19 protein-coding genes are annotated in these 26,511 nt (G+C 45.1%); 4 read left to right on the top strand and 15 right to left on the bottom strand.

Going from position 1 to position 26,511, the window contains the following annotated elements; all coding sequences use genetic code 11:
• Positions 1–23: 23 nt before the first annotated feature.
• Positions 24–3,980 (bottom strand): AAA family ATPase, encoded by a 3,957-nt coding sequence (locus ACS8FC_RS00970; RefSeq protein ID WP_439295601.1) that lies wholly within the window; start codon positions 3,978–3,980, stop codon positions 24–26.
• Between the two features lie 139 nt (positions 3,981–4,119).
• Between ACS8FC_RS00970 and ACS8FC_RS00965 the strand changes: the two genes are divergently transcribed.
• Positions 4,120–4,419, top strand: coding sequence for a DUF4298 domain-containing protein (locus tag ACS8FC_RS00965; RefSeq protein ID WP_439262782.1), 300 nt, complete (start codon positions 4,120–4,122; stop codon positions 4,417–4,419).
• 8 nt (positions 4,420–4,427) lie between these two features.
• Here ACS8FC_RS00965 and ACS8FC_RS00960 read toward each other — a convergent pair whose 3' ends face one another.
• Positions 4,428–5,231 carry a sulfite exporter TauE/SafE family protein gene (locus ACS8FC_RS00960; protein WP_439262913.1) on the bottom strand — a complete coding sequence of 268 codons (804 nt, stop codon included), beginning with the start codon at positions 5,229–5,231 and terminating at the stop codon, positions 4,428–4,430.
• A gap of 257 nt (positions 5,232–5,488) precedes the next feature.
• Here ACS8FC_RS00960 and ACS8FC_RS00955 point away from each other — a divergent pair, with 257 nt between their 5' ends.
• Positions 5,489–6,451 carry a biotin--[acetyl-CoA-carboxylase] ligase gene (locus ACS8FC_RS00955; protein WP_439262784.1) on the top strand — a complete coding sequence of 321 codons (963 nt, stop codon included), beginning with the start codon at positions 5,489–5,491 and terminating at the stop codon, positions 6,449–6,451.
• Between the two features lie 37 nt (positions 6,452–6,488).
• The gene (locus tag ACS8FC_RS00950; RefSeq protein WP_439262786.1) at positions 6,489–7,217 is read left to right on the top strand and encodes a pantothenate kinase; all 729 of its coding nucleotides are present in this window, start codon (positions 6,489–6,491) and stop codon (positions 7,215–7,217) included.
• Positions 7,218–7,449: 232 nt separating this feature from the next.
• Here ACS8FC_RS00950 and ACS8FC_RS00945 read toward each other — a convergent pair whose 3' ends face one another.
• The 12 genes from ACS8FC_RS00945 to ACS8FC_RS00890 form a co-directional block, all read right to left on the bottom strand.
• Positions 7,450–8,637, bottom strand: coding sequence for an isovaleryl-CoA dehydrogenase (locus ACS8FC_RS00945; protein WP_299218180.1), 1,188 nt, complete (start codon positions 8,635–8,637; stop codon positions 7,450–7,452).
• A 79-nt stretch (positions 8,638–8,716) separates the two neighbouring features.
• Entirely contained in the window at positions 8,717–9,637 is a 921-nt protein-coding gene (locus ACS8FC_RS00940) for a hydroxymethylglutaryl-CoA lyase (protein WP_439295600.1), read from the bottom strand.
• A gap of 36 nt (positions 9,638–9,673) precedes the next feature.
• Positions 9,674–11,797, bottom strand: coding sequence for an acetyl/propionyl/methylcrotonyl-CoA carboxylase subunit alpha (locus ACS8FC_RS00935; RefSeq protein ID WP_439295599.1), 2,124 nt, complete (start codon positions 11,795–11,797; stop codon positions 9,674–9,676).
• A gap of 56 nt (positions 11,798–11,853) precedes the next feature.
• Positions 11,854–12,648 carry an enoyl-CoA hydratase/isomerase family protein gene (locus ACS8FC_RS00930; protein WP_439262790.1) on the bottom strand — a complete coding sequence of 265 codons (795 nt, stop codon included), beginning with the start codon at positions 12,646–12,648 and terminating at the stop codon, positions 11,854–11,856.
• A 207-nt stretch (positions 12,649–12,855) separates the two neighbouring features.
• A complete protein-coding gene (locus ACS8FC_RS00925; RefSeq protein ID WP_439295598.1) occupies positions 12,856–14,466 on the bottom strand; it encodes a carboxyl transferase domain-containing protein in 1,611 nt (536 codons plus the stop codon).
• 140 nt (positions 14,467–14,606) lie between these two features.
• Complete coding sequence (locus ACS8FC_RS00920; RefSeq protein ID WP_439295597.1) at positions 14,607–16,361, bottom strand: AMP-binding protein; 1,755 nt, start codon at positions 16,359–16,361, stop codon at positions 14,607–14,609.
• A 386-nt stretch (positions 16,362–16,747) separates the two neighbouring features.
• On the bottom strand, positions 16,748–18,505 hold the full coding sequence (locus ACS8FC_RS00915) for an AMP-binding protein (RefSeq protein WP_439295596.1): 1,758 nt from the start codon (positions 18,503–18,505) through the stop codon (positions 16,748–16,750).
• Positions 18,506–18,811: 306 nt separating this feature from the next.
• Positions 18,812–20,059 (bottom strand): FAD-dependent oxidoreductase, encoded by a 1,248-nt coding sequence (locus ACS8FC_RS00910; protein ID WP_439295595.1) that lies wholly within the window; start codon positions 20,057–20,059, stop codon positions 18,812–18,814.
• Between the two features lie 218 nt (positions 20,060–20,277).
• The gene (locus ACS8FC_RS00905) at positions 20,278–20,997 is read right to left on the bottom strand and encodes an amino acid ABC transporter ATP-binding protein (RefSeq protein WP_439295659.1); all 720 of its coding nucleotides are present in this window, start codon (positions 20,995–20,997) and stop codon (positions 20,278–20,280) included.
• Between the two features lie 127 nt (positions 20,998–21,124).
• Complete coding sequence (locus ACS8FC_RS00900) at positions 21,125–21,796, bottom strand: ABC transporter permease subunit (RefSeq protein ID WP_439262795.1); 672 nt, start codon at positions 21,794–21,796, stop codon at positions 21,125–21,127.
• A complete protein-coding gene (locus tag ACS8FC_RS00895; protein WP_439262796.1) occupies positions 21,793–22,539 on the bottom strand; it encodes an amino acid ABC transporter permease in 747 nt (248 codons plus the stop codon). The genes ACS8FC_RS00900 and ACS8FC_RS00895 overlap by 4 nt, the downstream gene beginning before the upstream one ends.
• Before the next feature lie 97 nt (positions 22,540–22,636).
• Entirely contained in the window at positions 22,637–23,572 is a 936-nt protein-coding gene (locus ACS8FC_RS00890; protein WP_439295658.1) for a glutamate/aspartate ABC transporter substrate-binding protein, read from the bottom strand.
• Between the two features lie 358 nt (positions 23,573–23,930).
• On the opposite strand from ACS8FC_RS00890, the gene hslO reads away from it, so the two are divergent.
• Entirely contained in the window at positions 23,931–24,908 is a 978-nt protein-coding gene (gene hslO / locus ACS8FC_RS00885; RefSeq protein ID WP_439295594.1) for an Hsp33 family molecular chaperone HslO, read from the top strand.
• 104 nt (positions 24,909–25,012) lie between these two features.
• Here the strand turns inward: hslO and ACS8FC_RS00880 are convergent, their stop codons facing one another.
• The gene (locus ACS8FC_RS00880) at positions 25,013–26,506 is read right to left on the bottom strand and encodes an alpha/beta fold hydrolase (RefSeq protein ID WP_439295593.1); all 1,494 of its coding nucleotides are present in this window, start codon (positions 26,504–26,506) and stop codon (positions 25,013–25,015) included.
• Positions 26,507–26,511 lie beyond the last annotated feature (5 nt).

The raw sequence follows: 26,511 nt of genomic DNA, 5'->3' as shown, positions 1-26,511 counted from the left end.
ATGATTAATATCGATTATTTATACTAATTGTCGATATAGCTGGCCGCTTCATTGAGTGAAACACTCACTAAAGTAGAGATACCAGCATTTGGCATGGTAATACCCTTCAGCTCATCGGCAATTTGCATCGCAAGCTTATTATGGCTGATAAAGATAAACTGCAAATCGTCTGCCAGCTCATGAATGAGGCTAGTAAAACGAGCGACGTTGGCATCATCAAGTGGCGCATCAACTTCATCAAGCACACAAAACGGTGCTGGATGCTGCTTGAATATCGCAAAGATTAAACTCAGCGCGGTTAGGGTTTTTTCACCGCCCGAAAGTACGGCAAGGCGACTATTACGCTTGCCCTTTGGTTGCGCCATTAAGGTTAACCCAGCTCGCCACTGCTCTGATTTTGGTGCATTGGCAGGCATATCATCAGTATTTAACGTTAGGCTGGCTTGCCCACCGCCAAAGACTTTGGCAAATAAATTGGCAAGCTCGTTATTGACCGCGTCAAGCGTTTGTATAAACAAGGTCTTAGTGGTCTCGTCGATGGAGGCAATCGCCTTGCTCAATGTCTCCATACTGGCTGTGATATCTACTATCTGCTGCGCGAGTGGCTCTAAGCGCTCATTGACTTCCGCCAGCTCTGCCACTGCCGCGAGATTGACCGCGCCAATTTTACTCAGTTGCTGCTCAAGTTTCGTCTTTTCGCGCTCAAGCTCAGCGATTTTGTCAGGGCGCACGCGGCGATCATGCGCGATAAAATCCGCTAATAAATTTGAGACACTCGTCATTAACTGGGGCTGCTGTGATAAGTCCTCATCGGCCTTATATTTGTGAGTCACGCTATAATAAGCTTCTAAAGCCTCTTGCGTATGAGTACTGGCATCGTCTAACCGCGCTGCACTTAATGCCAGCTCAGTGGCGTGATGTGCAAGCTCACTTTGCTGAGTCTGCAATGTCTGCTGTAGCGTCTCTAGCTCTGCCTGCTGCTGACTATACTCCTCTTTAAGCGCCGTTAATGCCAACTCACGCTCTGCTAATATTGCCTGCTGCTCATCGCGTGCTGTCTGCGCAGTTTGTAATGCTGATTGCAGTGCTGGCAGTTTATTTTGCTGCTGCTCGTAACTTACCTTTAGACGTTGTTCACTTTGTAGCGACTTGTTATGTTGCGCACTTACACGGTTAAGGCTACTAACGCTATGCTCTAAGCGCATCTCGTTTTGTTGAATACGCAGCTGCAAGGCTTGCCAAGCGTCCTCGTCTGCTTGACGCGTCCGATTTAGCTCACTGCTCTCGGACTGCAATTGCTGACTCAATGCCCGAGCATCCGCTATTTGTGGCGTCAGCGCCGCTATCTCACTTTGGATATGCTGCTGTTCATGATTGAGGGTTTGCTGCTCTTGCGCCAGCTCTTGTTGTTCCTGCTCAAGGGAAACCTTATCCGCATTTAGCCTCAGGCTATCCGCTTGCAAGCGCTCAGCGGTAGCACGCTGGGTGGTGAGCTGCTGCTGATAGTTGTATTTATCACGCGTTAATTGCTCCGCTTGCGCGCGGGTTTCTTCTAAGCTGACCGTTAACGCATCATAGTTGCGCTGGTTATTAGCGATGGTCTTTTGCTGCGCTTGTATTTTGCTTTCAAACTCATCAAGCAAATCTTCTAACGCTTGTAGACGGCTGCGCTGCTGTAAACGCTGGCTTAAGAATTGACTATTGCTATCATTTTGACCATCTTGCGCACCAATAAATTTACTAAGATTCATCGTACCTTGGCGACTGATAAGCCAGCCGTCCGAGGTTAGTAAAATAGCGGATGATGGCAACACTTTTAAAATCTCAGTCAAGTCTTCTAACGTTTGCTGAGTATTAATTTCAGGTTGAGCGCTATATAAATAGCAGTGCTGCCAAAGTGCTAATTTGGGGGCGCTAATCAGCTGTGATAAAGGCAATACTTTATTAATCAAAGTGCTTGGCACTTCGTTGATAATTGGCTTTGCGTTTACATCATTTTGTTTAGTAGATAGCCACAAGCTATGGCCATTTTCTATTGAAGAATTGTCCTGTTTATTAATCTGTTCGTTTTGCACATTCTGATAAGTAAACAAATCCGTTAAGTCATGCTCAAGCGCTTGCCATAAGTTATTCGCTTCTTGAACGTCGCCGTTAACTTTTTTAGTACTTGACTGTTTAGAGACCAGCACATGACTATCCAGCCATAATGCCAATACGCTATCGAGTAGCTCTGCGTACTGCTGACCTTTGGTGCTGAGCTCAATGTGCTCACGCAAGGTGGTGATAGCTAAGTTATTATAGTCGTTGGCTATTTCACTTTCTAAATCAGTTTTTAAATTGTCAGTTCCTGAAATAGATGCTTGCTGTTGCGATTTTGGCGTAGGCTTAGGATGTAATATCTGGTGTAGAGTATCGTACTCACTTGCTAAAACTGCGTGACGTTTTTCATGCTCGCTCAACTCGCGCTGCTGCTTGTTTAAAAGTTGCTGTAAATCATGCGCTTGTGGTTGTAGCTCAGACAGCCGCTCATCGACGCTATCGTATTGGCGCTCAATTTGCTGCAACTGTTTGTTTAGCTTAGCAACTTGCGTGTCTAACGTGCGCTGCAAATTATTCGCATCAGTCTGCTCTTGCCCATTACCATTAGCTCTGTCAGTATTGGCAACTGGTGATAATGACTGCTGTAGCTGCTGCCATAGATTCTGCCAGTTTTGCTGGCGGCGCTGCCACTTATCATGGTTTTGCTGATGCCGTTTTTGCGCTTGAGCATTAATAGCTTGCTGCTGCTCAAGCGCACGATGACTATCTTGCAGTCGTGATAGCTTATTTTGCGCATCATGGTAGGCGCGCTGCAAGGGTTGCTCATTGCGTTTATGTGCTTCACGCTTACTGCTCAGCTCATCGAGCTGCGGACGCAGTTCTTCTAGCACATTCTGCTGCGTGGCTTGCTCAGCTTTTAAACGCTCAATCTCATCGACTGCTTGCTCACGCTGCTGCTCTGAGCCGACTCGTTGCTGTTCAATAACGGTTAGCTGTGACTTGGCATCACTTAGCTGGTGCTCGGCTTGCTGGTAGCTTAGCTGCTGCTGATAATGGCTGCTTTGCGCATCGTCTTTTAGCCACTGTTCTTGATTGATATGCGCAGCAAGCTTATCTTGCTTGACTTTTAGCGCGTCATAACTTGCTTGTAGTGTGGTGACCTCATTAGCGCTACGCTCATGGGCGATTTTTTGCTGCTGCTGAGTATGCTTAGCTTGATACAGTTGCTGAATCGCTAGTTGTTGCTTGATATCAGCAAGCGTTAAGGCTAACTCTTCATAACGCTCAGCGCTAGCAGCTTGCTTAGATAAGCGCCTTTGTTGGCTGACCAGCTCGCTTTGCATATCGTGCAGGCGTGCAAGATTGTCTTTGGTTTTCTCGAGCTTTTTTTGCGTCTCTATTCGGCGCGCTTGATAGCGCGACACCCCTGCCGCCTCTTCTATAAACTCACGCAGCTGCATCGGATTAGAATCTACAATTCGCCCAATCATACCTTGCTCAATGACTGCATAACTGCGCGCGCCAAGCCCCGTGCCCAAGAACACATCGACCACATCACGGCGGCGACAGCGCGTGCCATTGATGAAATAGTCTGAACGTCCCTCTTTATTTACTTGCCGGCGTACAGACAGTTCTTGATAGAGGTTAAACTCATGGCGAATGCCCGTCTGCTCATCTTGGGTGTGCTCAAAAGTCAGCTCGACACTGGCGACACTTTTGGCAGATTTATCCTGCGTACCAGCAAAGATGACATCACTCATTGCCCCGCCGCGTAACTGCTTGGCAGAGGTCTCACCCAGCACCCAGCGAATGGCATCGATGACGTTGGATTTGCCACAGCCGTTCGGCCCGACGATGGCGGTGATACCATGACGGAAGGTAAAAGTCGTTGGATTGGCAAAGGATTTAAAGCCTGCCAGCTTAAGAGATTTTAAACGCATGAATGGTCAGTGAACTTAGCGAAAACAGGCGGCTATTCTACCTGAAATTGTGACGAGTTTTTAGGGTTTGTGAGGAATGCTATAATATGGCTTAAAATCTATATAATTCATATAAACACTAAAAATTAAGGAAATTCAGATGACTGATTATAACCCGCAAGAACTACAACAAAAATATGAAGAATGGTGTGAGCTACATCGTCAACAGCTTGAGGCGCAACAGCAGTTCTTAAAAGCTGAAGCATTGAAAAACGAATTAAAAGACTACTATCTAAATCCGCAATGGATGACGGATCGTGAAGCGGATATGCCAATTGAATACTCAGGTAAAGAGTATTCAATCTTTAGTGAAGATGCGCTTTGGAGTATGCTCAGCGACCATGATGAGTTAGCAAGAAAGTGGATGCGTCTGGGGCTTGATGCGATTGATAAGAAGTAAAAATCGCCCTAAATCACCCCAATACCACTCAACAATAATTGCCCGCCTGCAAATAATAGCAACACGCCAAAGGCACGCTTAAGCGTGAGCGCAGGTAATACATGGGCAAGCTTGGCACCGACTTTTGCCATAGCGAAGCTAACGACTGAAATACATATAAATCCTGTGACATGGACAAAGCCTATCGTACCCTCAGGTAGATTGACCACATCTTGACCAAACCATGCAAATCCTGCCGCGCCAGCCAATGCAATCGGTAGACCGCAAGCCGCTGAAGTACCGACCGCCTGCTTCATTGGCAGTCCTGCCCAATTTAAAAACGGTACGGTCAAACTACCACCGCCGATGCCAAAGATAGACGATGCCATACCAATCCCTGTCCCCGCGCCAAATTGAACGCCAGCTGGCGGTAACGGCTTGCCCAATTGTTCTTTATTGGATAAAAACAACATTTTTAATGCAACCAATAATGCGCCAACACCAATGATGGCCTGCAATACCTTGCCATCAATCATATCAGCGATGCCTGCACCCACTAGACTACCGATGACCAAGCCTAATGCCATCTTGCGCCATACTTCCCAGCGCACACCGCCACGCTTATTATGTGCAGTCAATGAGCTAATAGAAGTCACCACAATGGTCGCAAGAGAAGTACCAATCGCTAAATGCGTAACGACTGCAGGTGAAAAATCATAGGCAGTAAAAATCCACACCAATGCTGGGACGATAATCATGCCGCCGCCGACGCCAAACAAACCCGCACTGACGCCCGCAAACGCTCCTGCAATCACAAACCATACATACAACATCATCGAATTGGCCTTTTGCTTGTTTTTTGAATGTTTTTGTCGTGCCTGACTACTTTTTTGTCTTCTTATTTTTTTGCCTGTCTACTTGGCGCATACTCTCAAGCTAAATCAGAGGTATTAAATAGGTATAATCGACCATATTACATTTGCCAAACTCTCAGCCGATCTTTATGCTGTTTGTCTTATATTGTCTACTTAAGACAAGTGCCAGTATACCAAAGATTACCCATACGACCTTAACTACAGTGACTAAATTTATGCCGTCATCAGCCAGCACCTCCGTCTATTTATCTGAGCTTACGCATTGTCATGTAATCAGCAGCGCCTCTACCAATACTGAGCTGATAGAACGTGTCCAAGATGACACACTGAGCGCCACTGAATTACATCTATTGACGGCTGAGACTCAAAGCGCAGGACGTGGGCAACGGGGGCGTTCATGGCAATCACCGCGCGGCAATGTCTATCTGTCGTTATACCATCCAGTGCATACATCCATTAGCGGCTTGTTATCGTTACTCGTCGGTGTCGAGCTGGCAAAAATGCCTATTATCCAAACGTTAAATGAGCAGCTGCGCGCGCAAGGTTTGACCCCTATTGGCGTCAAATGGGCCAATGACTTGGGCTTTTATCAAAACCTGCCTAAACCAGATGAATCTCAATCAAACAAAGCCACACTAGACACCCAAATTATTCAATTTAATAAACTTGCCGGTATTTTGATTGAACCCGTATGGAAAGCAGGTAAATTGGTCGGTGTGGTCATAGGTGTTGGACTCAATGTACAAGCTGCACCAAAGCTAACCGCGCAAACTTGCGAAGGCATGAGCTATCAAGCGATCAGCTTACAAGACATTTACGCGATGCTGAAAGCAGATACCAATAATAAGAGCAACGATATCAATCTACCAACCTTACAAACGCTTTATCAACAAATGAGCAAAGCGTTGATAGCAGCGATGACGCGCTTTGAGCACTTTGGGATAGAAAAGCCAACTGGACACACTTATTATCTGGACAGCTTTTTGCAAGAATTTGCGACGATGGATGCACTGGCAGGTCTGCGGTTACGTGTGACTCAAGACCATGATGATAAAGCGCATGTGGTGACTGGTCATGCCTGCAGTATCGATACAAACGGGTGTTTGCAATTGCGTGAAGATAACGGTAAGATTTCTGCGCTTTTTACGGGCCGTATTGACGTAACTCGTGAGGCTTAGAGCACATACTTAACGAGCACTATATAAAGGGATTTTTATGCTCTGGTTAGATCTTGGAAACACCCGTCTTAAATACTGGCTCACTGATGATATCGGGCAGATAGTCGCACACGATGCCAAGCAGCATTTGCAAGCGCCTGCCGAATTACTCATGGGTCTAACCGATCGCTTTGAACGTTATGCACCTGACTTTATCGGTATCTCGTCTGTACTGGGTGACGAGCTCAACGCCAAAGTAACAGAAACGCTGAGTCGTCTAAACATCCCATTTGAGTTTGTCCATGTCGATGCGGCGCACCCATTGATGCGTAGCGACTATAATGATGAGCAACTTGGCTGTGATCGTTGGTTACAGATGCTGGGCGCGGTCGATAAGAAAAAACGTCAATGTGTAATTGGTTGCGGTACAGCGGTGACAATTGATTTGATTGATCACGCGACACATTTAGGCGGTTATATTTTCCCCAGTATTTACTTGCAGCGTGAGTCATTGTTTTCTGGTACCAAGCAAATCACCATCTCTAACGGTACTTTTGATAGCGTCAGTCAGGGCACCACCACGCAAGATGCGGTACATCGCGGTATCTTACTATCTATCGTTGGGGCGATCAATGAGATTAGCCGTCGCCATCCCAACTTTGAAGTGATCATGACTGGCGGCGATGCATCCATTATCGCCCAGCACGTCAACCGTTCAGTGCGCTTGCGTGATGATTTATTATTAAATGGTCTGGCACGCTATTTTGACCATAGCAAACAGACATAATGATTTTATAAGATAGAAAATAGACATAAAAAAAGCAGGACGTTTTGAGCGACCTGCTTTTTTGTTATAGCCTGTTCGATTTCAAACCCATACAGAGTGCTAATGGGATGAGTTTTCACAGCCTCTGTCACGCCTGCGAACAGCAAGCAAGAAAAATTTAGCCCATTAGCACGAGGATATTAATGTATCGATGTTGTTTTGAAATTAATATCCAACGAACATTCAATAATTTTTACTTAGTCTCGTTAAACAGTTCACGACCGACCAGCATACGGCGAATCTCACTGGTACCTGCACCGATTTCATACAGCTTAGCATCACGCCAAAAGCGACCCAGCGGATACTCATTGGTATAGCCATTACCACCGAAGATTTGAATGCCCTCGCCCGCCATCCACGTGGCTTTTTCAGCGCACCATAAAATCACACTGGCACAATCTTTACGTACTTCTCGACTATGACCTGCGCCGCGTTGGTCTAGCATATCGAGATTTTTACCGACAGTATATAAGAAGCTACGTCCCGCTTGCAAGATGGTATACATGTCTGCGACTTTACCTTGAATGAGCTGAAACTCACCAATCGCTTGACCAAACTGCTTGCGGTCGTGGATATAAGGGACGACATTGTCCATCACTGCTTGCATAATACCGATAGGACCTGCGGCCAATACTGCGCGCTCGTAATCAAGACCACTCATCAGTACTTTAACGCCTTCACCAACGCCACCTAAGATATTTTCTTTAGGGACTTCAACATTGTTAAAGGTCATCTCACCGGTATGACTGCCGCGCATGCCTAGTTTGTCGAGCTTTTGTGCTGTACCAAAGCCTTCCATGCCTTTTTCAACGATAAATGCCGTCATACCTTTGGCGCCCATCTCAGGGTTGGTCTTAGCATAAACAACCATCACGTCTGCATCAGGACCATTGGTAATCCACATTTTGCTACCGTTTAATATGTAGCTGCCGTCTTTTTCTTCTGCTTTTAGTTTCATACTGACCACATCAGAGCCAGCGCCCGTCTCACTCATTGCAAGTGCACCAACGAATTCACCACTGATTAATTTTGGTAAATACTTTTGTTTTTGTGCCTCATTACCATTGCGTTTAATCTGGTTGATACATAGGTTTGAGTGCGCGCCATAGCTTAGAGCGACGGATGCAGAAGCGCGGCTAATCTCTTCCATCGCGACCATATGGGCGACGTAGCCCATATCAGCACCACCGTACTCTTCAGGAACGGTAATACCATGCAGACCTAGGTCGCCCATCTTTTGCCACAAATCCATTGGAAACTCATCGCTACTGTCAATTTCAGCCGCGCGCGGGGCAATCTCATTAGCCGCAAACTGCTGTACCACATCACGTAACGCGTCGATATCTTCGCCAAGCTGAAAATTTAATCCAGGTAAACTCATAACTATTCCTTGTATATAAATGTTTTAATAATTAAATTTTAATCTGTTTTTAGAGCCATTACATCTTCAGTGCATTTAGTTAGGACTGACGCTTATTAATCAGCGCACGTGCCACGCTAGAACCATTGCGGCGACCGAGAAACTCACTAATACGCTCACCTGTTACGACCAATTTATCTAAATCAATGCCAGTGCTAATGCCCATACCATGCAGCATATAGACGACATCCTCGGTTGCGACATTGCCCGTTGCGCCTTTGGCATACGGACAGCCGCCAAGCCCCGCCACTGAGGTATCAAATTCGCTGACGCCCATCTGTAAGGCGGCCAAGGTATTACTAACGGCTTGACCATAAGTATCATGAAAATGGCCTGATAGCATAGCTATATCAGCATATTCTAAAGCGGCTTGTAGCGCGCGCTGTACTTTCAACGGAGTACCAACACCAATGGTATCGGCAATACCAATCTGCTCTGAACCAATCTCAACCAAACGCTTGGTCACGTACGCCACTTGGCTTGGGTCAATCTCGCCCTCATAAGGGCAACCGACCGTACAAGAGATAACGCCGCGCACTTTGATGCCATGCTCTTTTGCCGCAGCGGCAACGGGGGCAAAACGTTCAATACTTTCATCAATACTACAATTGATGTTTTTCTGACTAAAGGTTTCACTGGCTGAACCAAAAATTACGATTTCATCAGGACGGTGCACGATGGCATTCTCAAAACCGCGCATATTTGGTACCAGTACCGAATAGATAACGTCATCACGCTTATTACCTGCAAGCGCGGTCATCAGCTCACTGTTGTCGCCCATTTGTGGCACCCATTTTGGCGAGACGAAGCTGGTTGCCTCCAGCTTTTTCACCCCTGCTGCGATTAAATCGTTGATAAGCGTCTGCTTCACTGCAGTTGGCACTGTCGTTGATTCATTTTGCAAGCCATCACGTGGACTAACATCAACGATTCTGACATGGTCTGGATACGAATGGCTCATGGTTATTATCCTTTTATTGCCCTTATACTTCGGTTCTTAAGCTTCACTAGCTTCGGTATCGATACGGAGCAGCTCATCACCATCAGCCACTGAGTCACCTGCTGCAAATAACAACTCTGCCACTACCCCATCAGTCGGTGCGGTAATGGTATGTTCGATTTTCATTGCTTCAATAACAGCGAGTGGCTCACCTTTTTTGACTGTGTCGCCGACTTCTACTTTAAATGCCACTACCTGACCTGGCATTGGTGACTTTAAGCTGCCGACCGCTGCAGACTCTTCGCCCACGTGCGCCATGATATCGATCAGCGTAATCTCGTCACGACCGCTGTCGGTGAACACATAAACGATCTCATTATGTACCCAACTTTGAGCGCTAATACGTGCGCCATCAATCCATAAAGTATGATTATGTGCGTCGCTGCTGGCGTAACTCACATCACTCTCATAAATACTTTCTGTCTGAGCGGCTACATTAACATTATTTTGAGTATCGTTACTTGCGATCTCTTTTTCAATAATCAATGTAAAGCTGCTGGTATTTTCAGCACCCTTTTTGCTGTCAGAATAATGTGCGTTGTGCCAATTGCTAATACGAGCGCTATAAGATTGCTCATCATAAACCAAGCTAAACGATCTTGTATAATCGTTATAAGCACGAAAACCAGTAGGCTTACTAAATGGATCTGCATCTGTACCTTGGGCAGCGCCTTCACTGGCAAGCTGCTGCGTAATAGCAGTCACAACCAGCGTCGATAACTCAAGCGGATGCTGATTAAACAACTCATCATGCTCACGTTCAATCAACGCAGTATCAAGATTGGCTTTACTAAATGACTCAGTATTAAGAATATAACGCAAAAACGCCACATTCGTCGGTAAACCAACGATGCGCGTTTGTCCCAGTGCTCGATCGAGTTTCGCCAATGCTTGCTCGCGCGTTGGCGCATGAACGATAAGCTTTGCAATCATAGAGTCGTAAAACGGGCTGATTACATCACCTTCGCGTACACCATCATCGATGCGCACGCCTGCGCTGTCATTATTAATTATAAAGGTACTATGTTCAGGCTTTTGATAGGTAAATAAAGTACCTGTCGCTGGTAAGAAGTCATTGTCAGGATTTTCAGCACAGATACGCGCTTCAATCGCATGACCATTGATCGCAAGCTCATCTTGCGTTTTTGGTAATGGCTGACCTGCCGCGACCAAGAGTTGCCATTCAACCAAGTCTACACCAGTAATGGCCTCACTGACTGGATGCTCAACTTGCAGACGGGTGTTCATCTCCATGAAATAAAAACTCATAGCGCCTTCGCGCTGTTCAACGATGAATTCAACCGTACCTGCACCAACATAGCTAACGGCACGCGCGGCTTCTATCGCTGCTGTCCCCATCGCTTTACGCATAGCCTCATCAACGCCTGGCGCTGGTGCTTCTTCTAGCACCTTTTGATGGCGACGCTGTACCGAGCAATCACGCTCAAACAGATGCACATAGTTGCCGTGCGTATCACCGAATACTTGGATCTCGATATGGCGTGGTTTGAGGGCGTATTTTTCAATCAATACTTGATCATTACCAAAGCTGGTAATCGCTTCACGGCGACATGAATCTAACAAGTCAATAAAGTCGCTGCCCTGCTCTACGATACGCATGCCTTTACCGCCACCGCCAGCGCTGGCTTTAATCAATACCGGATAGCCAATATCATCTGCTTGCTGTTTTAAAAACTGGGCATCTTGATTGTCACCATGATAACCCGGTATCAGTGGCACGCCTGCCGCTTCCATCAAACGCTTGGACTCAGACTTACCGCCCATGGCGCGAATCGCATCGGCAGATGGACCAATAAAGACCAGACCTGCGTCTTGACAGGCTTGCGCAAAATCCGCATTTTCACTCAAAAACCCATAACCCGGATGGATCGCTTGTGCGCCAACATCGAGAGCAATTGCAATGATCGCATCGCCTTTAAGATAGCTATCTTTCGGGGACGATCCACCCAAATAAACCGCTTCATCACAGACAGCGACATGCTTGGCTTCGCGGTCAGCATCAGAATAAACAGCGACGGTATTCACACCCAGACGCTTGGCAGTCGCGGCCACCCGGCAGGCAATTTCACCACGGTTGGCGATTAGAATTTTAGAAAACATAACTATCCCTGTGTCTTGTCATTTTTATTTGTCGTCTTGGCTATCGTTGTTTGCGGCTAGTCTACCGTCAACCAGTCAGGCTTACGTTTTTGCAAAAACGCTTGTACGCCTTCCTTACCTTGTGTGGATGAACGGATATCAGCAATGCCTTTTACCGTATCGGCAATTAAGTCATCACTAATAGGCGCGCCTGCAATATCATGCAACAGCTGCTTGCAAGTTTTAACCGCATCGGGGCTGTTTTTGACCATCTTGGCACAGAATGTTGCCACTGCCTCATCTAATACTTCTTCGCTGACTCGCTCGTGGATAAAACCAAGCTGACGCGCTTTTTTGGCATCAAACACTTCAGCACTTAAGAAATAACGCTGTGATGCTCTAGCACCTAGCGCTCTAATAACATAAGGGCTAATCGTTGCAGGGGCTAGTCCCAAACGCACTTCACTCAAGCAAAAGTTCGCAATCTTAACGGCGATAGCCACATCACAAACAGCCACTAGACCCATACCACCTGCATAAACGTCACCTTGAATAGCAGCAACTGTCGGCTTAGGACACTCATAGATAGTTTTAAGCATTTGCGCGAGTTTATCAGCGTCCGCTAGATTTTCTTCATAGCTATAATCTGCCATGGCACGCATCCAGTTAAGATCGGCACCCGCACAGAACGCTTTGCCGGCAGCCGCTAACACGATGACTCGCACATTATCATCAGCGCCAAGCGTGGTAAAAACCTCGGTCAGCTCGGCAATCATTTCATCATTAAAGGCATTACGTATCTCAGGACGATTTAACGTCACCGTCGCTACGTGCTGCTCAATATCAACCAATAGGCTTTTATAGTTATTCATAAAGGGTTATCTCAATGTTTTATAGTAACTTTCTCTATATTTCCTATGTATGTATCTTTTTATAGATAATTAATTAAAAGACACTTAATCAAACTTTTAGTCAATCCATAATAATATTAATACAAGGAAACCGAATGTAGATGTACAAATCGTACTTCAAATAAGGTTGACGCAGTAGTAAATTATTATGGGCAGACCTTAAAATTCTTACATTCTAAAGACCCCATAAGTCGTCTCTTCAATCGGTGCATTATAGGCAGCGCTAAGACCTAAAGCCAGTACGTTACGAGTATCAGCAGGATCAATCACGCCATCATCCCACAGGCGCGCCGTCGCATAATAGGGATGGCCCTGCTTCTCATACATATCAAGAATCGGCTCTTTAAATGCAGCCTCATCCTCGCTACTCCATTCTTCGCCCTTACGGTCAAAATTATCACGCTTGACGGTTGCCAGTACTGAGGCTGCTTGCTCACCGCCCATGACAGAAATACGCGCATTTGGCCACATCCACAAGAAACGAGGGCTATAAGCACGGCCACACATGCCGTAGTTACCGGCACCAAATGAGCCACCGACAATAACGGTAAACTTCGGCACTTTGGCATTGGCAACTGCCATCACCATCTTAGCACCGTGACGAGCGATACCTTCGTTTTCATACTTACGCCCGACCATAAAGCCAGTAATATTCTGCAAAAATACTAATGGAATTTTACGCTTACAACATAGCTCAATGAAGTGTGTGCCTTTTTGCGCTGACTCACTAAACAAGATACCGTTATTGGCGATAATGCCGACTGGCATGCCTTCGATATGCGCAAAACCACAAACTAGCGTGGTACCGAAGCGCGCTTTAAATTCATCAAAGGCACTGTCATCGACGATACGAGCGATGATTTCTTTAATATCAAAAGGTTTACGCTTGTCTGTTGGAATGACGCCATATAGCTCTTTGGCATCATAACGTGGTGGACGGGGTTTGATTTGATTCGGAATTTGCTTAGCAGGACGATTGAGATGACTGACGATATTACGGGCAATCGACAACGCATGGGTATCGCTTTGTGCTAAATGATCGACGACCCCCGACAGGCGAGTATGCACGTCGCCACCGCCCAAATCTTCAGCGGTGACCTCCTCCCCCGTTGCTGCTTTCACAAGTGGTGGCCCACCCAAAAAGATGGTGCCTTGGTCTTTGACGATAATAGATTCGTCACTCATCGCTGGCACATAAGCGCCACCCGCCGTACAGCTACCCATGACTACGGCAATCTGTGGAATGCCTGCAGCACTCATATTGGCCTGATTAAAGAAAATACGACCAAAGTGCTCTTTGTCTGGGAATACGTCATCTTGGTTTGGCAAGTTCGCGCCGCCTGAGTCCACCAAATATACACAAGGTAAGTTGTTTTCTTGGGCGATTTCTTGCGCGCGCAAGTGCTTTTTGACCGTCATCGGATAGTACGTGCCGCCTTTTACCGTAGCATCATTACAGACGATCATGCATTCAGTACCGTTGATACGGCCAATACCAGCAATCACGCCAGCTGCGGGAATATCCTCGCCATACATATCATGCGCGGCCATTGGAGCCACTTCTAAAAATGACGTACCCACATCAAGCAAGCGCTCGACACGCTCGCGCGGGAGTAGCTTACCACGCGCCAAATGCTTGGCACGGGCACGCTCTGAGCCGCCTTGAGCGACCTTACGCAGGTGTATATATAAGTCGTCGACCACTTCTTGCATAGCAGCACTGTTTTGCTGAAAGTCGCTCGCGTTTGGGCTCAACTTACTGGTTATGATAGTACTCATGATATCCCTTTTCTTTAATGCGTAGAGGTAAGTAGCTTTTTTAGGCAGATTATTCTAAGCGTTACTCACATAATTAATCTTTAATATTTTAGGCTCAGATGTTTTAGGTTCAAATATTTTAGACCTTATAAACAAGCTTATTACAAGCTCAGCTCGTCTTTCATCATCTCAACGATTTTATACTTTTGAATCTTGCCTGTAATGGTCATCGGGTATTCTTCGACGAAACGATAGTAGGTCGGTATTTTATAATGGGCAATGTTATTACGGCAAAATTCCTTCACCTCTTCTTCGGTTAAGCAATCAGGCTCTTTGGGAATAATCCATGCTGCTAATACTTCACCGTACTTAGCATCAGGTATGCCAACGATTTGCACATCGCGAATCTTAGGATGGCGATATAGATAGTTTTCAATCTCTACTGGGTAGATATTCTCACCACCACGAATGACCATGTCTTTGCTACGGCCTACCACTTTGACATAACCATCTTCATCCATAGTAGCCAAATCCCCTGTGTGCATCCAATTATCTTGAATGGACGCGCGAGTTTTGAAGCGGTCACCCCAATAGCCTTTCATCACCGAATAGCCGCGCGTGAGTAGCTCGCCTTTTTCTCCTAGCGGGACAGTCTCACCTGTTTCGGTATCGATGATCTTGACTTCGAGCGCTGGCTGCACCAGTCCGACAGTGGAAACCTGCTTTTCAAGCGGTGTGTGCTTGTTTGTCTGACAAGATACTGGACTGGTCTCGGTCATACCATAAGCAATAGTGACCTCGCTCATGTGCATCTCATCAATGACGCGGCGCATGACTTCAATCGGACAGCTCGAGCCTGCCATAATACCGGTACGCAAAGTGGATAAATCATATTGGTCAAAATCTGGATGATCGAGCATCGCGATAAACATCGTTGGCACCCCATGCAAACCAGTACACTTTTCTTCTTCGACTGCTTGCAGGACACTTAATGGATCAAAACCATCGTTAGGATATACAATACAACCGCCATGGGTCAAAATGGCTAAATTACCAAGTACCATACCGAAACAGTGATAAAGCGGCACAGGAATACACAATATATCATCGAAAGTGAGGTTCATCGCCTCACCGATAAAGTAGCCGTTATTTAAGATATTACGATGGGTTAAGGTCGCACCTTTTGGCGTGCCAGTCGTACCACTGGTAAATTGCACATTAATAGCGTCAGTATTTTTGAGCTGCGCTTGCCGTTCGGCAACGCGTGGGTCGTTAGCATCACCTTCGCTTATCCAGTCAGAGAACCTTTGCATATAACTAAAAGTCTCATCATTACCTGGCTCATCAATCCAAATAATACGCTCAATCGTCGGTATTTCGACCAAATCTAGCTGATTATAAGTTTTATGATAAATCTCTGGACACAGCTCACGTACCATTTGCGTATAATCGCTAGTCTTGAAATGGCGCATTAATACGAGTGCCGAGCAGCCCAATTTATTCAAGGCATACTGTAATTCAAAGGTGCGATAGGCAGGATTAATATTGACGAGGATAACGCCAACTTTAGCGGTCGCTAATTGCATCAAAAGCCACTCGCTATTGTTGTGCGACCAGATACCGATGCGATCACCAATCTCAAGTCCCATCTCTATAATGGCGCTGGCGAGTTGATTGACCTTTTGTTGTAGTTGCTGATAAGTCCAGCGGATACCTTGATGGCGAACGACCAATGCTTCACGCTCTGGATATTTAGAGACAATAGCATCGAAAAAATCACCGATAGTCGCTTCAATCAGTGGTACATCAGGACCTTTGTCGTAGCTTTGAGAAAGTGGCGCATTGGCTGAGCGCGCACCCATGTTGACGCTGGGAATGTTAGCTAGGATAGTATCGAAATCAATATTTTGTGTCATAACGAGTCCTTTCGTTTTATCTTTTTATTCTATATAAAAACAGCCCGTAAGCCGATTTTTCATCCTTGAATCTATATCATATATTATTATCTATAGTAACGCTTCAAATGAAAGACTGTCAATATTATCGATACAATATGTATCATTTAAAAGCAATTTTTAAGAAAGACACATCTTCCATTACTGATTTGTCAGTATTAAGTATAACCAGAAGTAAAAAATCAGCTTGCTACCACTAGGGCATAAAGCTGACTTTATCAGTGTTTAACACTTCTGTCTTTATATCTTTAGCATTCAGTTGTAAGTCTTTATAAAAATAGCACTTATAAATTAATGCTTATAAATTAATGACTTATGTTTGTTAGCAGCTATCTATCTACCATAGTCTACTCTAAACCTAGCTCCTCTATCATTTGTTCAACGATTTTATACTTCTGAATTTTGCCCGTCACGGTCATTGGATATGCATCTACGAAGCGAAAATAGGTCGGCACTTTATAATGAGCGATATGGTCACGACAAAATTGCCTTATCTCTTCTTCGGTCAAATTTCCCGGCTCTTTGGTAATGATCCACGCCGCCAACACTTCCCCATATTTTTTGTCAGGCACGCCAACGATTTGTACATCACGTATCTTAGGATGACGATAAAGGTAATTTTCGACTTCTACAGGATAGATATTTTCGCCGCCACGAATGATCATATCTTTACTACGCCCAACCACCGTAATGTAGCCGTCTTCGTCCATCGTTGCCAAATCACCCGTATGCATCCAGCCATCCTGAATGGCTTTTCGAGTTTTAAAACGGCTGCCCCAATAGCCTTTCATGACCGCATAGCCGTATGTGAGTAGCTCGCCTGTCTCTCCAATCGGGACAACATCACCCGTTTCGGTATCCACGATTTTGACCTCAAGCGCTGGCAGCACCATCCCTACTGTCGACACTCTCTTTTCAAGGGGCGTTTGTGAGCTGGTCTGACAAGAAGCTGGACTGGTCTCGGTCATGCCATAAGCAATGGTTACTTCACTCATGTGCATTTTATCCATGACGCGGCGCATGACCTCAATAGGGCAGCTAGAGCCGCCCATGATACCGGTGCGCAAACTGGACAAATCAAAACTATCAAAATCTGGATGATCCAGCTCCGCGATAAACATCGTCGGGACGCCAAGTAAGGCGGTACATTTTTCTGCCTCCACTGTTTGCAATACTGTCAGCGGATCAAAGCCATCATTGGGATAAACCGCGCAACCACCATGGGTTAAAATGGCTAAGTTGCCACCCACCATGCCAAAGCAATGATAGAGTGGCAATGGGATACATAGCCTATCCTCTTCGGTAAGTTTCATTCCTTCGCCCATAAAATAGCCGTTATTTAGGATATTACGATGCGTTAAGGTGGCGCCTTTGGGTGTGCCAGTTGTGCCACTGGTAAACTGCACGCTAATAGCGTCGGTGTTTTTGAGCTGGGCTTGGCGTTTTGCAACGCGAGGGTCATTGGCATCTCCCTCTGCCATCCAACTAGAGAACTTTTGCATAAAATTAAAGTCTTCATCGCTCTCTGGCTCATCAATCCAAATAATGCGCTCAATGGTTGGAATCTCCACCAAATCAAGCTGTTGATAGCTTTTATGATAAATTTCAGGGCATAGCTCGCGAATCATTTGCGTATAGTCACTGGTTTTAAAATGACGCATCAATACCAAGGCCGAGCAGCCCAATTTATTCAGCGCATATTGCAGCTCAAAGGTACGATAGGCAGGATTAATATTAACTAAGATGACACCGATTTTCGCTGTCGCTAATTGCATCAGCAACCATTCGCTATTGTTGTGCGACCAAATAGCGATACGATCACCTATTTCAAGCCCCATCTCAATCATGGCACTAGCCAGTTGATTAACCTTTTCTTGTAGCTCGCGATAGGTCCAACGGATATTCTGATGACGCGAAACCAGTGCTTCACGCTCAGGATATTTATGGACAATGGCATCGAAAAAATCACCGATGGTCGCTTCAATCAGCGGCACATCAAGTCCTTTATCATGGCTTTGAGACAGTGGCGCATTCGCTGAGCGCGCACCTACATTAACTTTGGGAACATTATTAAGAATACTGTCGAAATCGATAAGCTGAGTCATAACGAGTCCTTTCGTTTTGCTATTAGTTTGATTGTTGCCTTATAAGCATTCAAAGCGCTGCTAAGGTAAATACAATATTCCTCCTTGAATATTCTGTTAACTATATGATCTAGTTAAATCATGCCCTAACCAATATAGCGCCTCAAATAAAAGCCTGTCAACAATATTGATACAGTACGTATCGATTATGATTGTTGCGCAGTACCATCAAGTTAACGATTAACAAAAAGTATCCGCTAGATATTAAAAAAAGCCAGCGCTGCATTGGGATGGCAGCACTGGCTATGATTTAAGAAGTTTTAGCAATTAAGCTTTAGGCATGACAGGCGCTTTAATAGTCACTGTCGCACTGACTTCGTCGTTATCATCTAGCAAATCCATGATTAACTCGTCATCAGTTTCAGTCTTTACCTGCCAATTGCCTGTCGCTTGTGGCACACCAGTCGCCATGACAGAGATGGCTTTATTTTTTAAACGAATCATCGGTGGCTTATGCTCATAGCCCTCATGCTCATGACCTAATATATCGTCGGCAATGGTAGCCGCTTGTGCTCGTAGTGGCGCGACATAACGACAGGCAACGCCATTGATGGACATGCAGTCACCAATAGCATAAATATTAGAAGCATTGGTACGTAATGTTGTCGCATCGACCACGATACCGGTACGGCGATTGAACTCAACCCCAGCAGCGGCAGGCAATTTATCATCGACAGTGAGGCCTGTACTAGCTATCACATGGTCTACGATTAAGGGTTCAGGCTGCTGATCAGCCGTAGAGTCGGCACCTGCTATCGGCTTATAGTTTACTTGTAATTTATCATGGCCACTTGTACTGTCATTATCATTGGCGCTGTCGCTAACACGCGTCACGTCAGACACTTGATAACCACCCAAAAAGTTAATCCCTTGAGATTTGACTGCTTGAGCGATACGAGCTGTGGCTTTTGACGGTAGCATTTGTGAAAGCGGTGCATCATTTAAATCAATCAGCGTCACCTCATGCCCAGCTTTTAATAAATCTTCTGCAATCTCCGTCCCAACCATACCCGCTCCGACGATAGCGACATGTTGACTACCCGTTGCCAGCTTTTCTTGCAGTTGACCAAAGCGTTCAATATGATTAACGTGCCAAACCAAATCTTCTGGCAAGCTTTGCGGAAAGATAGGATGAGCGCCCATTGCTAGTACTAATTTATCATAGCCAATAGTGGCGTAATCCACATTGGCCGGATCTGAGCGCGTAGCAGAGATAAGATGTAATTGCTGACTGGCTGCATCGATGTCACTGACTTGGGTATTGGCAAGTAAATTGACGTTTGCATTCTTAGCTGCATCACTACCTGTAGCCCGTACTAAGTCCGACGCGCGTTTGTTTTGACTAATCGCCATGGTTAGCATGGGCTTGTGGTAACGATCTGCACTATCTGTCGTGACCAACGTGATTGCAATGTCTTTATCTTTCGCACGAATGGCGTCAATGACATGCCAACCCGCCAGTCCTGCCCCAACAATGACGATACCTTTTGATGTAGATGAATGTTCTGCACTCATATAAGCTCCCATTAAGTTGACTATTATGTTTGTTAAGTTTTACAAAATTTGCTGGATATGATTGCTCTTATTGTATCAGTAAACAGCCATGCACTCATCTATTCTCCCGCATCGCTTACGATGTAGTCACTCATTTCAATATTGAGGATATAAACTTACTTACACAAAAAAGCGCCTATTTATAGACGCTTGATATCATTATAAAATGAAATAAACTTTTAATGGTTCAAAATCTTTGACAAAAACATCTGCGCGCGTTCACTTTTCGCGCCTTCAAAGAATTCATCCTTACTACAATTCTCAACGATATAGCCCTCATCCATAAAAATAATACGATTGGCCACCTGGCTGGCAAAGCCCATCTCATGAGTCACACACATCATTGTCATACCGTCGCGTGTCAGCTCGACCATCACATCAAGTACTTCTTGAATCATCTCAGGGTCAAGAGCGGAGGTTGGTTCATCGAACAGCATCGCTACGGGATCCATTGCAAGCGCACGGGCAATGGCGACCCGCTGCTGTTGACCTCCAGACAACTCGGCCGGATACTTCGCCGCTTGCGCTGTCAGTCCCACCCGATCCAAATATGCCATCGCTTTCTTTTTGGCCTCAGACTCTTTACGGCCCAATACTTTAATTTGTGCGACGGTCAGATTGTCGATAATGGTTAAATGTGGAAACAGCTCAAAGTGCTGAAACACCATACCAACGCTACTACGCAGCTTAGGTAGGTCAGTCTTTGGCGCACCGACTGAAATACCATTGACCATAATCTCACCTTGTTGAAAAGGCTCAAGACCATTGACAGTCTTAATCAAGGTCGATTTACCACTGCCCGATGGGCCACAAACCACTACCACATCACCCCTATGTACGTGGGCAGTACAGTCGCTCAAAACCTGGAAGTCGCCATACCATTTGCTGACGTCAGTCATTTGAATGACTATCTCATCACTGGCATGACCATTGTTTGTCACCAGTCCGCCAAAGTCATTTGTATACGTATCAGCATTACTCATCACTGGCTCCTAACCACATTATTTTAAAGTTATTAAAAAACACTCAAAACCTCAGACGTTTTTGTACATGTTGCACACCGATAGAAGCGCTTAAGCTGATGACAAAATATACTGCGCCTGCGCCTAATATATAAGGTGTCAATAAACCCATCAGCTCACCACGGACGTAGGCTGCACGGAAAAAGTCTGTCAAACCAATAGCAAATACCAACGTCGTATCTTGGAATAAAATAATACATTGTTGTAAGATAAGTGGCAGCATTTTGCGAAAGGCTTGTGGTAATACGACCAAACGCATGGTCTGCCCATAAGTCATACCCAAGGCTTTTGCAGCATTGACTTGCCCACTACCAATAGACTGAATACCTGCCCGTACCACTTCTGAAAAGTAGGCGGCTTCGAACATCATAAAAGCAACGACACATGAAGCAAAGGCGGCATCAAGTTGCAAGTATTTACCAGCTACCCAAAAATAAATCATCGGTACGGCAAAATAAAACCATAGTAATACTAGTAACAGCGGTACAGAACGAAAGTAATTGACGTAGAGTTTGGCGGGTACTTCTAGCGCCTTAATACCAGATAAGCGCATTAAAGCGAGTACGGTTCCTAAACTGATACCACCGAGAATGGCTAAAAACAATACTTTTAAGGTGGTTAGCATGCCACCCATTAGACCTGGATAGGCCGTTGCAAGTTCGGTCATCATACTCATTTCTGACTCCCTGCAATAAGCCCTGGTACACGCAGTTTGCGCTCAATCAAACCCATGATGGCGATTAAGGATAGATTAAATACCAAATAGATAACAGTCGCGTAAGTATAAATCTCAAGGTTATTTTGAGTATATTCGCTAATGGTTTTGGTCTGGCTAATGAGCTCCATTACGCCGACCAAAGAGGCCACTGATGCGTTTTTAAAGCAGTTGGTCAGCTCAGAGCTAAGTGGCGGCAAGATGATACGAAAGGCTTGGGGTAATAAGACTTGTTTATAAGCTTGCGGAACACTAAACCCAAGAGCGTAAGCGGCATTGATTTGACCTTGTGGTAGTGACTCAATACCCGTACGCACTTGCTCAACGATACGCGCAGCGGTAAATAAGCCAAGCCCGATACTTGCTGAGAGCATGGCTGAGGTATTCGGAGACAAGTCTTTATACCACCATTCTTGTAAGGCCGGTGTTAGCCAACCAGGGGCGACATAAAACCAAAAGAATAATTGAACCAATAAGGGGATATTACGAAAAAAAGTGACGTAGGCGGTGCCGACACTGCGCGCAGTCTTACTTGGCAAGGTGCGCATGATACCAAAGATGGTACCAATGATCATGGCTATCGCCCATGCAATACTACCAATCAATAACAACCAGCCAAGACCGGTGATCATCCAATGTAAGTACAGCTCATTACCGATACCGGTTTGCTCAAAGAGCACACCCCAGTTCCAGCTATAATTCATTTTGTCTCTCCGAGCAGCGGAAGATAGACTCAAGCGTTAGGTCAATCTAGATGATTTTCCTAAGCGCATGAGTCGGCTATAGTGAGGGACAAATGTCTTATTGTGCAGCGTCTTGTGGCTGAGCACTATCGTGCGGGTTAGCAATTAAAGCCTTTAAGTTGTCTGACATCTCAAAGTTGAGATTGACGTTTTTCGGTGGAATAGGGGTTAAGAACCATTTATCATAGATGCTGTTAATCTCACCTGAGCTAAAGGTATTGGCAAGCGCTTCATCGACCACCGCTTTAAACTCAGGGTCGTCTTTGCGCATCATACAGCCGTAGATTTCAAACGACTGTGGTTCACCTACGATGACCCATTCATCAGGATTTTTGGCTTTGGCTTTTTCGCCAGCGAGCAGTACATCATCCATCATAAAGGCATCGGCACGGCCGTTCTCTAACATCAAGAAACCTTCACCATGATCTTTTGCAGAGATGACGTTGGTGTCCATATTATTTTCATCATTATATTTGCGAATGTAGCGCTCTGAAGTCGTACCGGCCGTAGTAACTAAGGTTTTGCCTTTTAAGTCTTCAAAATCTTGAATGCCAGAGTCAGTTTTGGTTAACAAGCGCGTCCCAATCTCAAAAAAGCCATTAGAGAACGCAACTTGTTTTTGGCGCTCCTCATTATTGGTCGTTGAGCCACACTCAAAGTCTACCGTACCGTTTTGTACCAGTGGGATACGAGTTTGTGAAGTGATAAGATTATAACGGACGTTTAAATCTGGCATGTTTAGCTTTTGCTTGACCGCTTCGACAACTTTCATCTCTAAATCGTGTGCATAGCCCATTGGCTGGTTGGGATCATCAGCGATATAAGAAAATGGGATTGAGGAGTCACGATAACCGACGACGATAGTGCCAGAATCTTTTATTTTTTGTAGGGTACCACTAGCACTCGCGGCAGTTTCCGTCTTTGCAGCGTCGTCTGCTGGAGCTTCGCTGGTCGTTTGATTACTGTTATTACAGCCAGCTAAGCCAAACGCCATAGCAGCAACTAGTGTTAGAGGTTTTGAGAGCGAGTAAGCCATAAGATACATCCTTTTATCAAATTAGTACAAATAGTGATAACTCTGAACATTGTTTATCCTACTGTCCAGCATCCTTGCTGTTACTTTCAGTTATCATAGAGCAACTTAATGTTACTGTACAATACTTTTAACACTCTTAATAGACTTTTCTACGTATATTCATAATATCTCATGTATTGCAACAAGATTTGTATCAGCACATAAAGTCTCTATTGGAACACTATGACTTAAACTTAATTATCATGCTTGTGGCGTTGTTGATAATTTACCAATAATCCCCATAAAGTTAGCAACTTCTTAATCATACTAACGCCTTATGACTCAAACCAATCACAATACTCAAATAACGACAGCTGCCACGGCTTCTACCAATAATGACGTACGTCAGCGCTTTTTTATTCAAGACTCACCTGTACGTGGTGATGTCGTTCGTCTATCACGTAGTTATGCCAGTACTATCGCTCAAAAGCCCTACCCTGAAGCGATTAAGCGCTTGCTAGGTGAGATGCTAACGGCGGCCAGTTTGCTTATTGGTACTGTCAAAATAGACGGCCGCTTATCTATTCAATTACAATCATCAGACAGCGACAGTTTGCTGAATTGGGCAATGGCTGAATGTGATCAAAACGGTATTATTCGTGCGCTTGCCAGCTGGAAAGCTGATACAGATGAGCAAGTACAAGCATGGGAAAACATGACCCGTGCTAATGAAGCCTTCGCTGAGCTTGGGGCTATGGGTCAAGGTGTGTTATTTATTAATATTCAGCCCGATGGCGGTGAGGCGTATCAAGGTATCGTTGAGCGTAGCCATGACAATTTGGCTGATTGCTTGGCCCATTATCAAAAGCAGTCTGCACAAATTCCAACGCTGATTAATTTGGCATCTGACGGTTTGCAAGCGGGTGGTATATTGGTACAAATGCTGCCTCGTACTGCTGAGGAAACCTATGAGGTAGAACAAAACGAAGACGCGGGTATCGATGATGATCTATGGACGCGTTTAAGCGTTTTGACTCGTACGGTCAAAGCCGAAGAGTTGACCACACTTGATACCAACGAAATCTTGTATCGTTTGTACAATGAAGAAAACGTCGTCGCCCCTGACCCTGTCGAGCTAGCCTTTGGCTGTACTTGTTCACGTAAAAAGTCAGAGATGGCGATTGAGCAAATCGGTGAAGCAGAAGCTTTGGATATCATCGAAGAGCAAGGCGGTACTTTTGAGATGGATTGTGGATTCTGCGGTGAAGTTTATAAATTTAACAAAGACGATGTTACAGCGATATTTGCTGAGTAGTTATTATTAACTTACTTTGTTTTATTTGAACTCATAATTAAAACCCTCAAGTGTAATGCTTGGGGGTTTTATTTTACTGGATGAATGTAGATAAAAAAATAAAACTACACCCTCACCTCGATATTTTCAGGATAAGAATGGATGCAAGTGCCAAGTACATCTCCGTCCTGATTAGCGCTACTCTGACCGTTATCCAGCAGCCATGCGACCACTTGTTTGTGCACTCTATCGTTATAAAGTAAATTGTAATGACTCACGCCATAGAAAATAGCCTTGTGTCCTTCAGGTACTGACAAAGCATGTTCACCATCATATTCCCCTAGCGCAGATTCTATCGTCACCAGACCATCACCTAATAAGCTTGTGGCCTTGGAGTCGTAATGAGCTTCAACTAGTGTGGCGGCGATAAAATACGTATTGACATGTAGCGGCAACCGCGCAGGATGATGGAACTCTTGCGGCAGTACACTGCGACCTTCTAAAGACATCCAGTCATCGTCACGAATACTACCATGACGCAAATCGATGATGCCTGTACTACGTAAATCGCCCAGCTTCGCAAGTGATCCTGCAAAAGGCAGTTTGGCTATCATATCCTGTACAAAATAGCCGATACGCTCTAGGCTTGCCCCATGATGCGGTGAACCAAGAGTAATCAAATTACCCACTCGCTTTACCCAATCAAAGCCTTGCTGTTTACCGTAAAACAAGGCACTACGAGCGACCAATCCGCCCATGCTATGTCCAACTAAGTCTATCTGACTGATGTTTGGATTATGTGCTACCAGCTCTTGTAGTACTTTGGAGAAGTTACGACCATTGAGCGAGATACGTCGTCCGGTATTGTAATCAAGATATAGAACGGTAGATTCTGGCAGACTGCGCTTAATATGTGCACCAAGGCTGTTTGGTTCAGCTGGTTGCCAGCTTAAGTGACTCATGCAAAGACCATGGCACAAGATAATAACGCGTCCTGATATCTCTTTGTTTTGCAGCTGTCCACTTCTTGGACGTGAGGCGCTATCGTATAAAATCATGGGAATCGCGAGGGGATTGTCATGATTGACCAGATGATCGCCCATCACGCCATTTAGGACGTTGATAAGCTGTTTAAAAGATTCTGGTAGCGGACGGGCGTCTTTTTGACTAATTACGTTTTTATACAATCGCAGTGCCAATGCTAGATTATTGCCAACTAAGGATGCTACCCGGCGTACCGCTCCATAGATTCGACCGGTGAGACCACGTTGCCATTTACTGACATTGCTTTCATTAAAACGCCCCAAAAGACGTAAAACAATCTCACGGTGAATAGCTTCTACAATATCAGTTACCTCCACCACTCCCATTGTAGCAAGCTGTGCTAATCCCTCAAAAAAGTCGCTTAAAGATATAGGATTATATGCAATGGTGGTTCTATCATCGTTTGCCTGTAACTCTATTGCATCATCGATATAGATATATTCAAGCTTAGCCAGCTCTTCATATAAGTCACCTTGAAACCTTGAGCTAGCATCAGAGCCAGAGCTTATATTAGGCTCAAGCTTATTTTTGGCAAATAAATTGTGAATCGAATCGATAGAATCTAGATTGTTCATAGTTT

Source organism: Psychrobacter sp. 1Y4, from assembly GCF_051847555.1.
Note: the sequence above shows the minus strand (reverse complement) of the source record. Positions and strands in the feature narration are given on the sequence as shown.

Bases quoted from the DNA above. Each gene is read 5' to 3' on its own strand.
- ACS8FC_RS00970 (WP_439295601.1), bottom strand. From the start codon at position 3,980: ATGCGTTTAAAATCTCTTAAGCTGGCAGGCTTTAAATCCTTTGCCAAT.
- ACS8FC_RS00965 (WP_439262782.1), top strand. From the start codon at position 4,120: ATGACTGATTATAACCCGCAAGAACTACAACAAAAATATGAAGAATGG.
- ACS8FC_RS00960 (WP_439262913.1), bottom strand. From the start codon at position 5,231: ATGTTGTATGTATGGTTTGTGATTGCAGGAGCGTTTGCGGGCGTCAGT.
- ACS8FC_RS00955 (WP_439262784.1), top strand. From the start codon at position 5,489: ATGCCGTCATCAGCCAGCACCTCCGTCTATTTATCTGAGCTTACGCAT.
- ACS8FC_RS00950 (WP_439262786.1), top strand. From the start codon at position 6,489: ATGCTCTGGTTAGATCTTGGAAACACCCGTCTTAAATACTGGCTCACT.
- ACS8FC_RS00945 (WP_299218180.1), bottom strand. From the start codon at position 8,637: ATGAGTTTACCTGGATTAAATTTTCAGCTTGGCGAAGATATCGACGCG.
- ACS8FC_RS00940 (WP_439295600.1), bottom strand. From the start codon at position 9,637: ATGAGCCATTCGTATCCAGACCATGTCAGAATCGTTGATGTTAGTCCA.
- ACS8FC_RS00935 (WP_439295599.1), bottom strand. From the start codon at position 11,797: ATGTTTTCTAAAATTCTAATCGCCAACCGTGGTGAAATTGCCTGCCGG.
- ACS8FC_RS00930 (WP_439262790.1), bottom strand. From the start codon at position 12,648: ATGAATAACTATAAAAGCCTATTGGTTGATATTGAGCAGCACGTAGCG.
- ACS8FC_RS00925 (WP_439295598.1), bottom strand. From the start codon at position 14,466: ATGAGTACTATCATAACCAGTAAGTTGAGCCCAAACGCGAGCGACTTT.
- ACS8FC_RS00920 (WP_439295597.1), bottom strand. From the start codon at position 16,361: ATGACACAAAATATTGATTTCGATACTATCCTAGCTAACATTCCCAGC.
- ACS8FC_RS00915 (WP_439295596.1), bottom strand. From the start codon at position 18,505: ATGACTCAGCTTATCGATTTCGACAGTATTCTTAATAATGTTCCCAAA.
- ACS8FC_RS00910 (WP_439295595.1), bottom strand. From the start codon at position 20,059: ATGAGTGCAGAACATTCATCTACATCAAAAGGTATCGTCATTGTTGGG.
- ACS8FC_RS00905 (WP_439295659.1), bottom strand. From the start codon at position 20,997: ATGACTGACGTCAGCAAATGGTATGGCGACTTCCAGGTTTTGAGCGAC.
- ACS8FC_RS00900 (WP_439262795.1), bottom strand. From the start codon at position 21,796: ATGAGTATGATGACCGAACTTGCAACGGCCTATCCAGGTCTAATGGGT.
- ACS8FC_RS00895 (WP_439262796.1), bottom strand. From the start codon at position 22,539: ATGAATTATAGCTGGAACTGGGGTGTGCTCTTTGAGCAAACCGGTATC.
- ACS8FC_RS00890 (WP_439295658.1), bottom strand. From the start codon at position 23,572: ATGGCGTTTGGCTTAGCTGGCTGTAATAACAGTAATCAAACGACCAGC.
- hslO (WP_439295594.1), top strand. From the start codon at position 23,931: ATGACTCAAACCAATCACAATACTCAAATAACGACAGCTGCCACGGCT.
- ACS8FC_RS00880 (WP_439295593.1), bottom strand. From the start codon at position 26,506: ATGAACAATCTAGATTCTATCGATTCGATTCACAATTTATTTGCCAAA.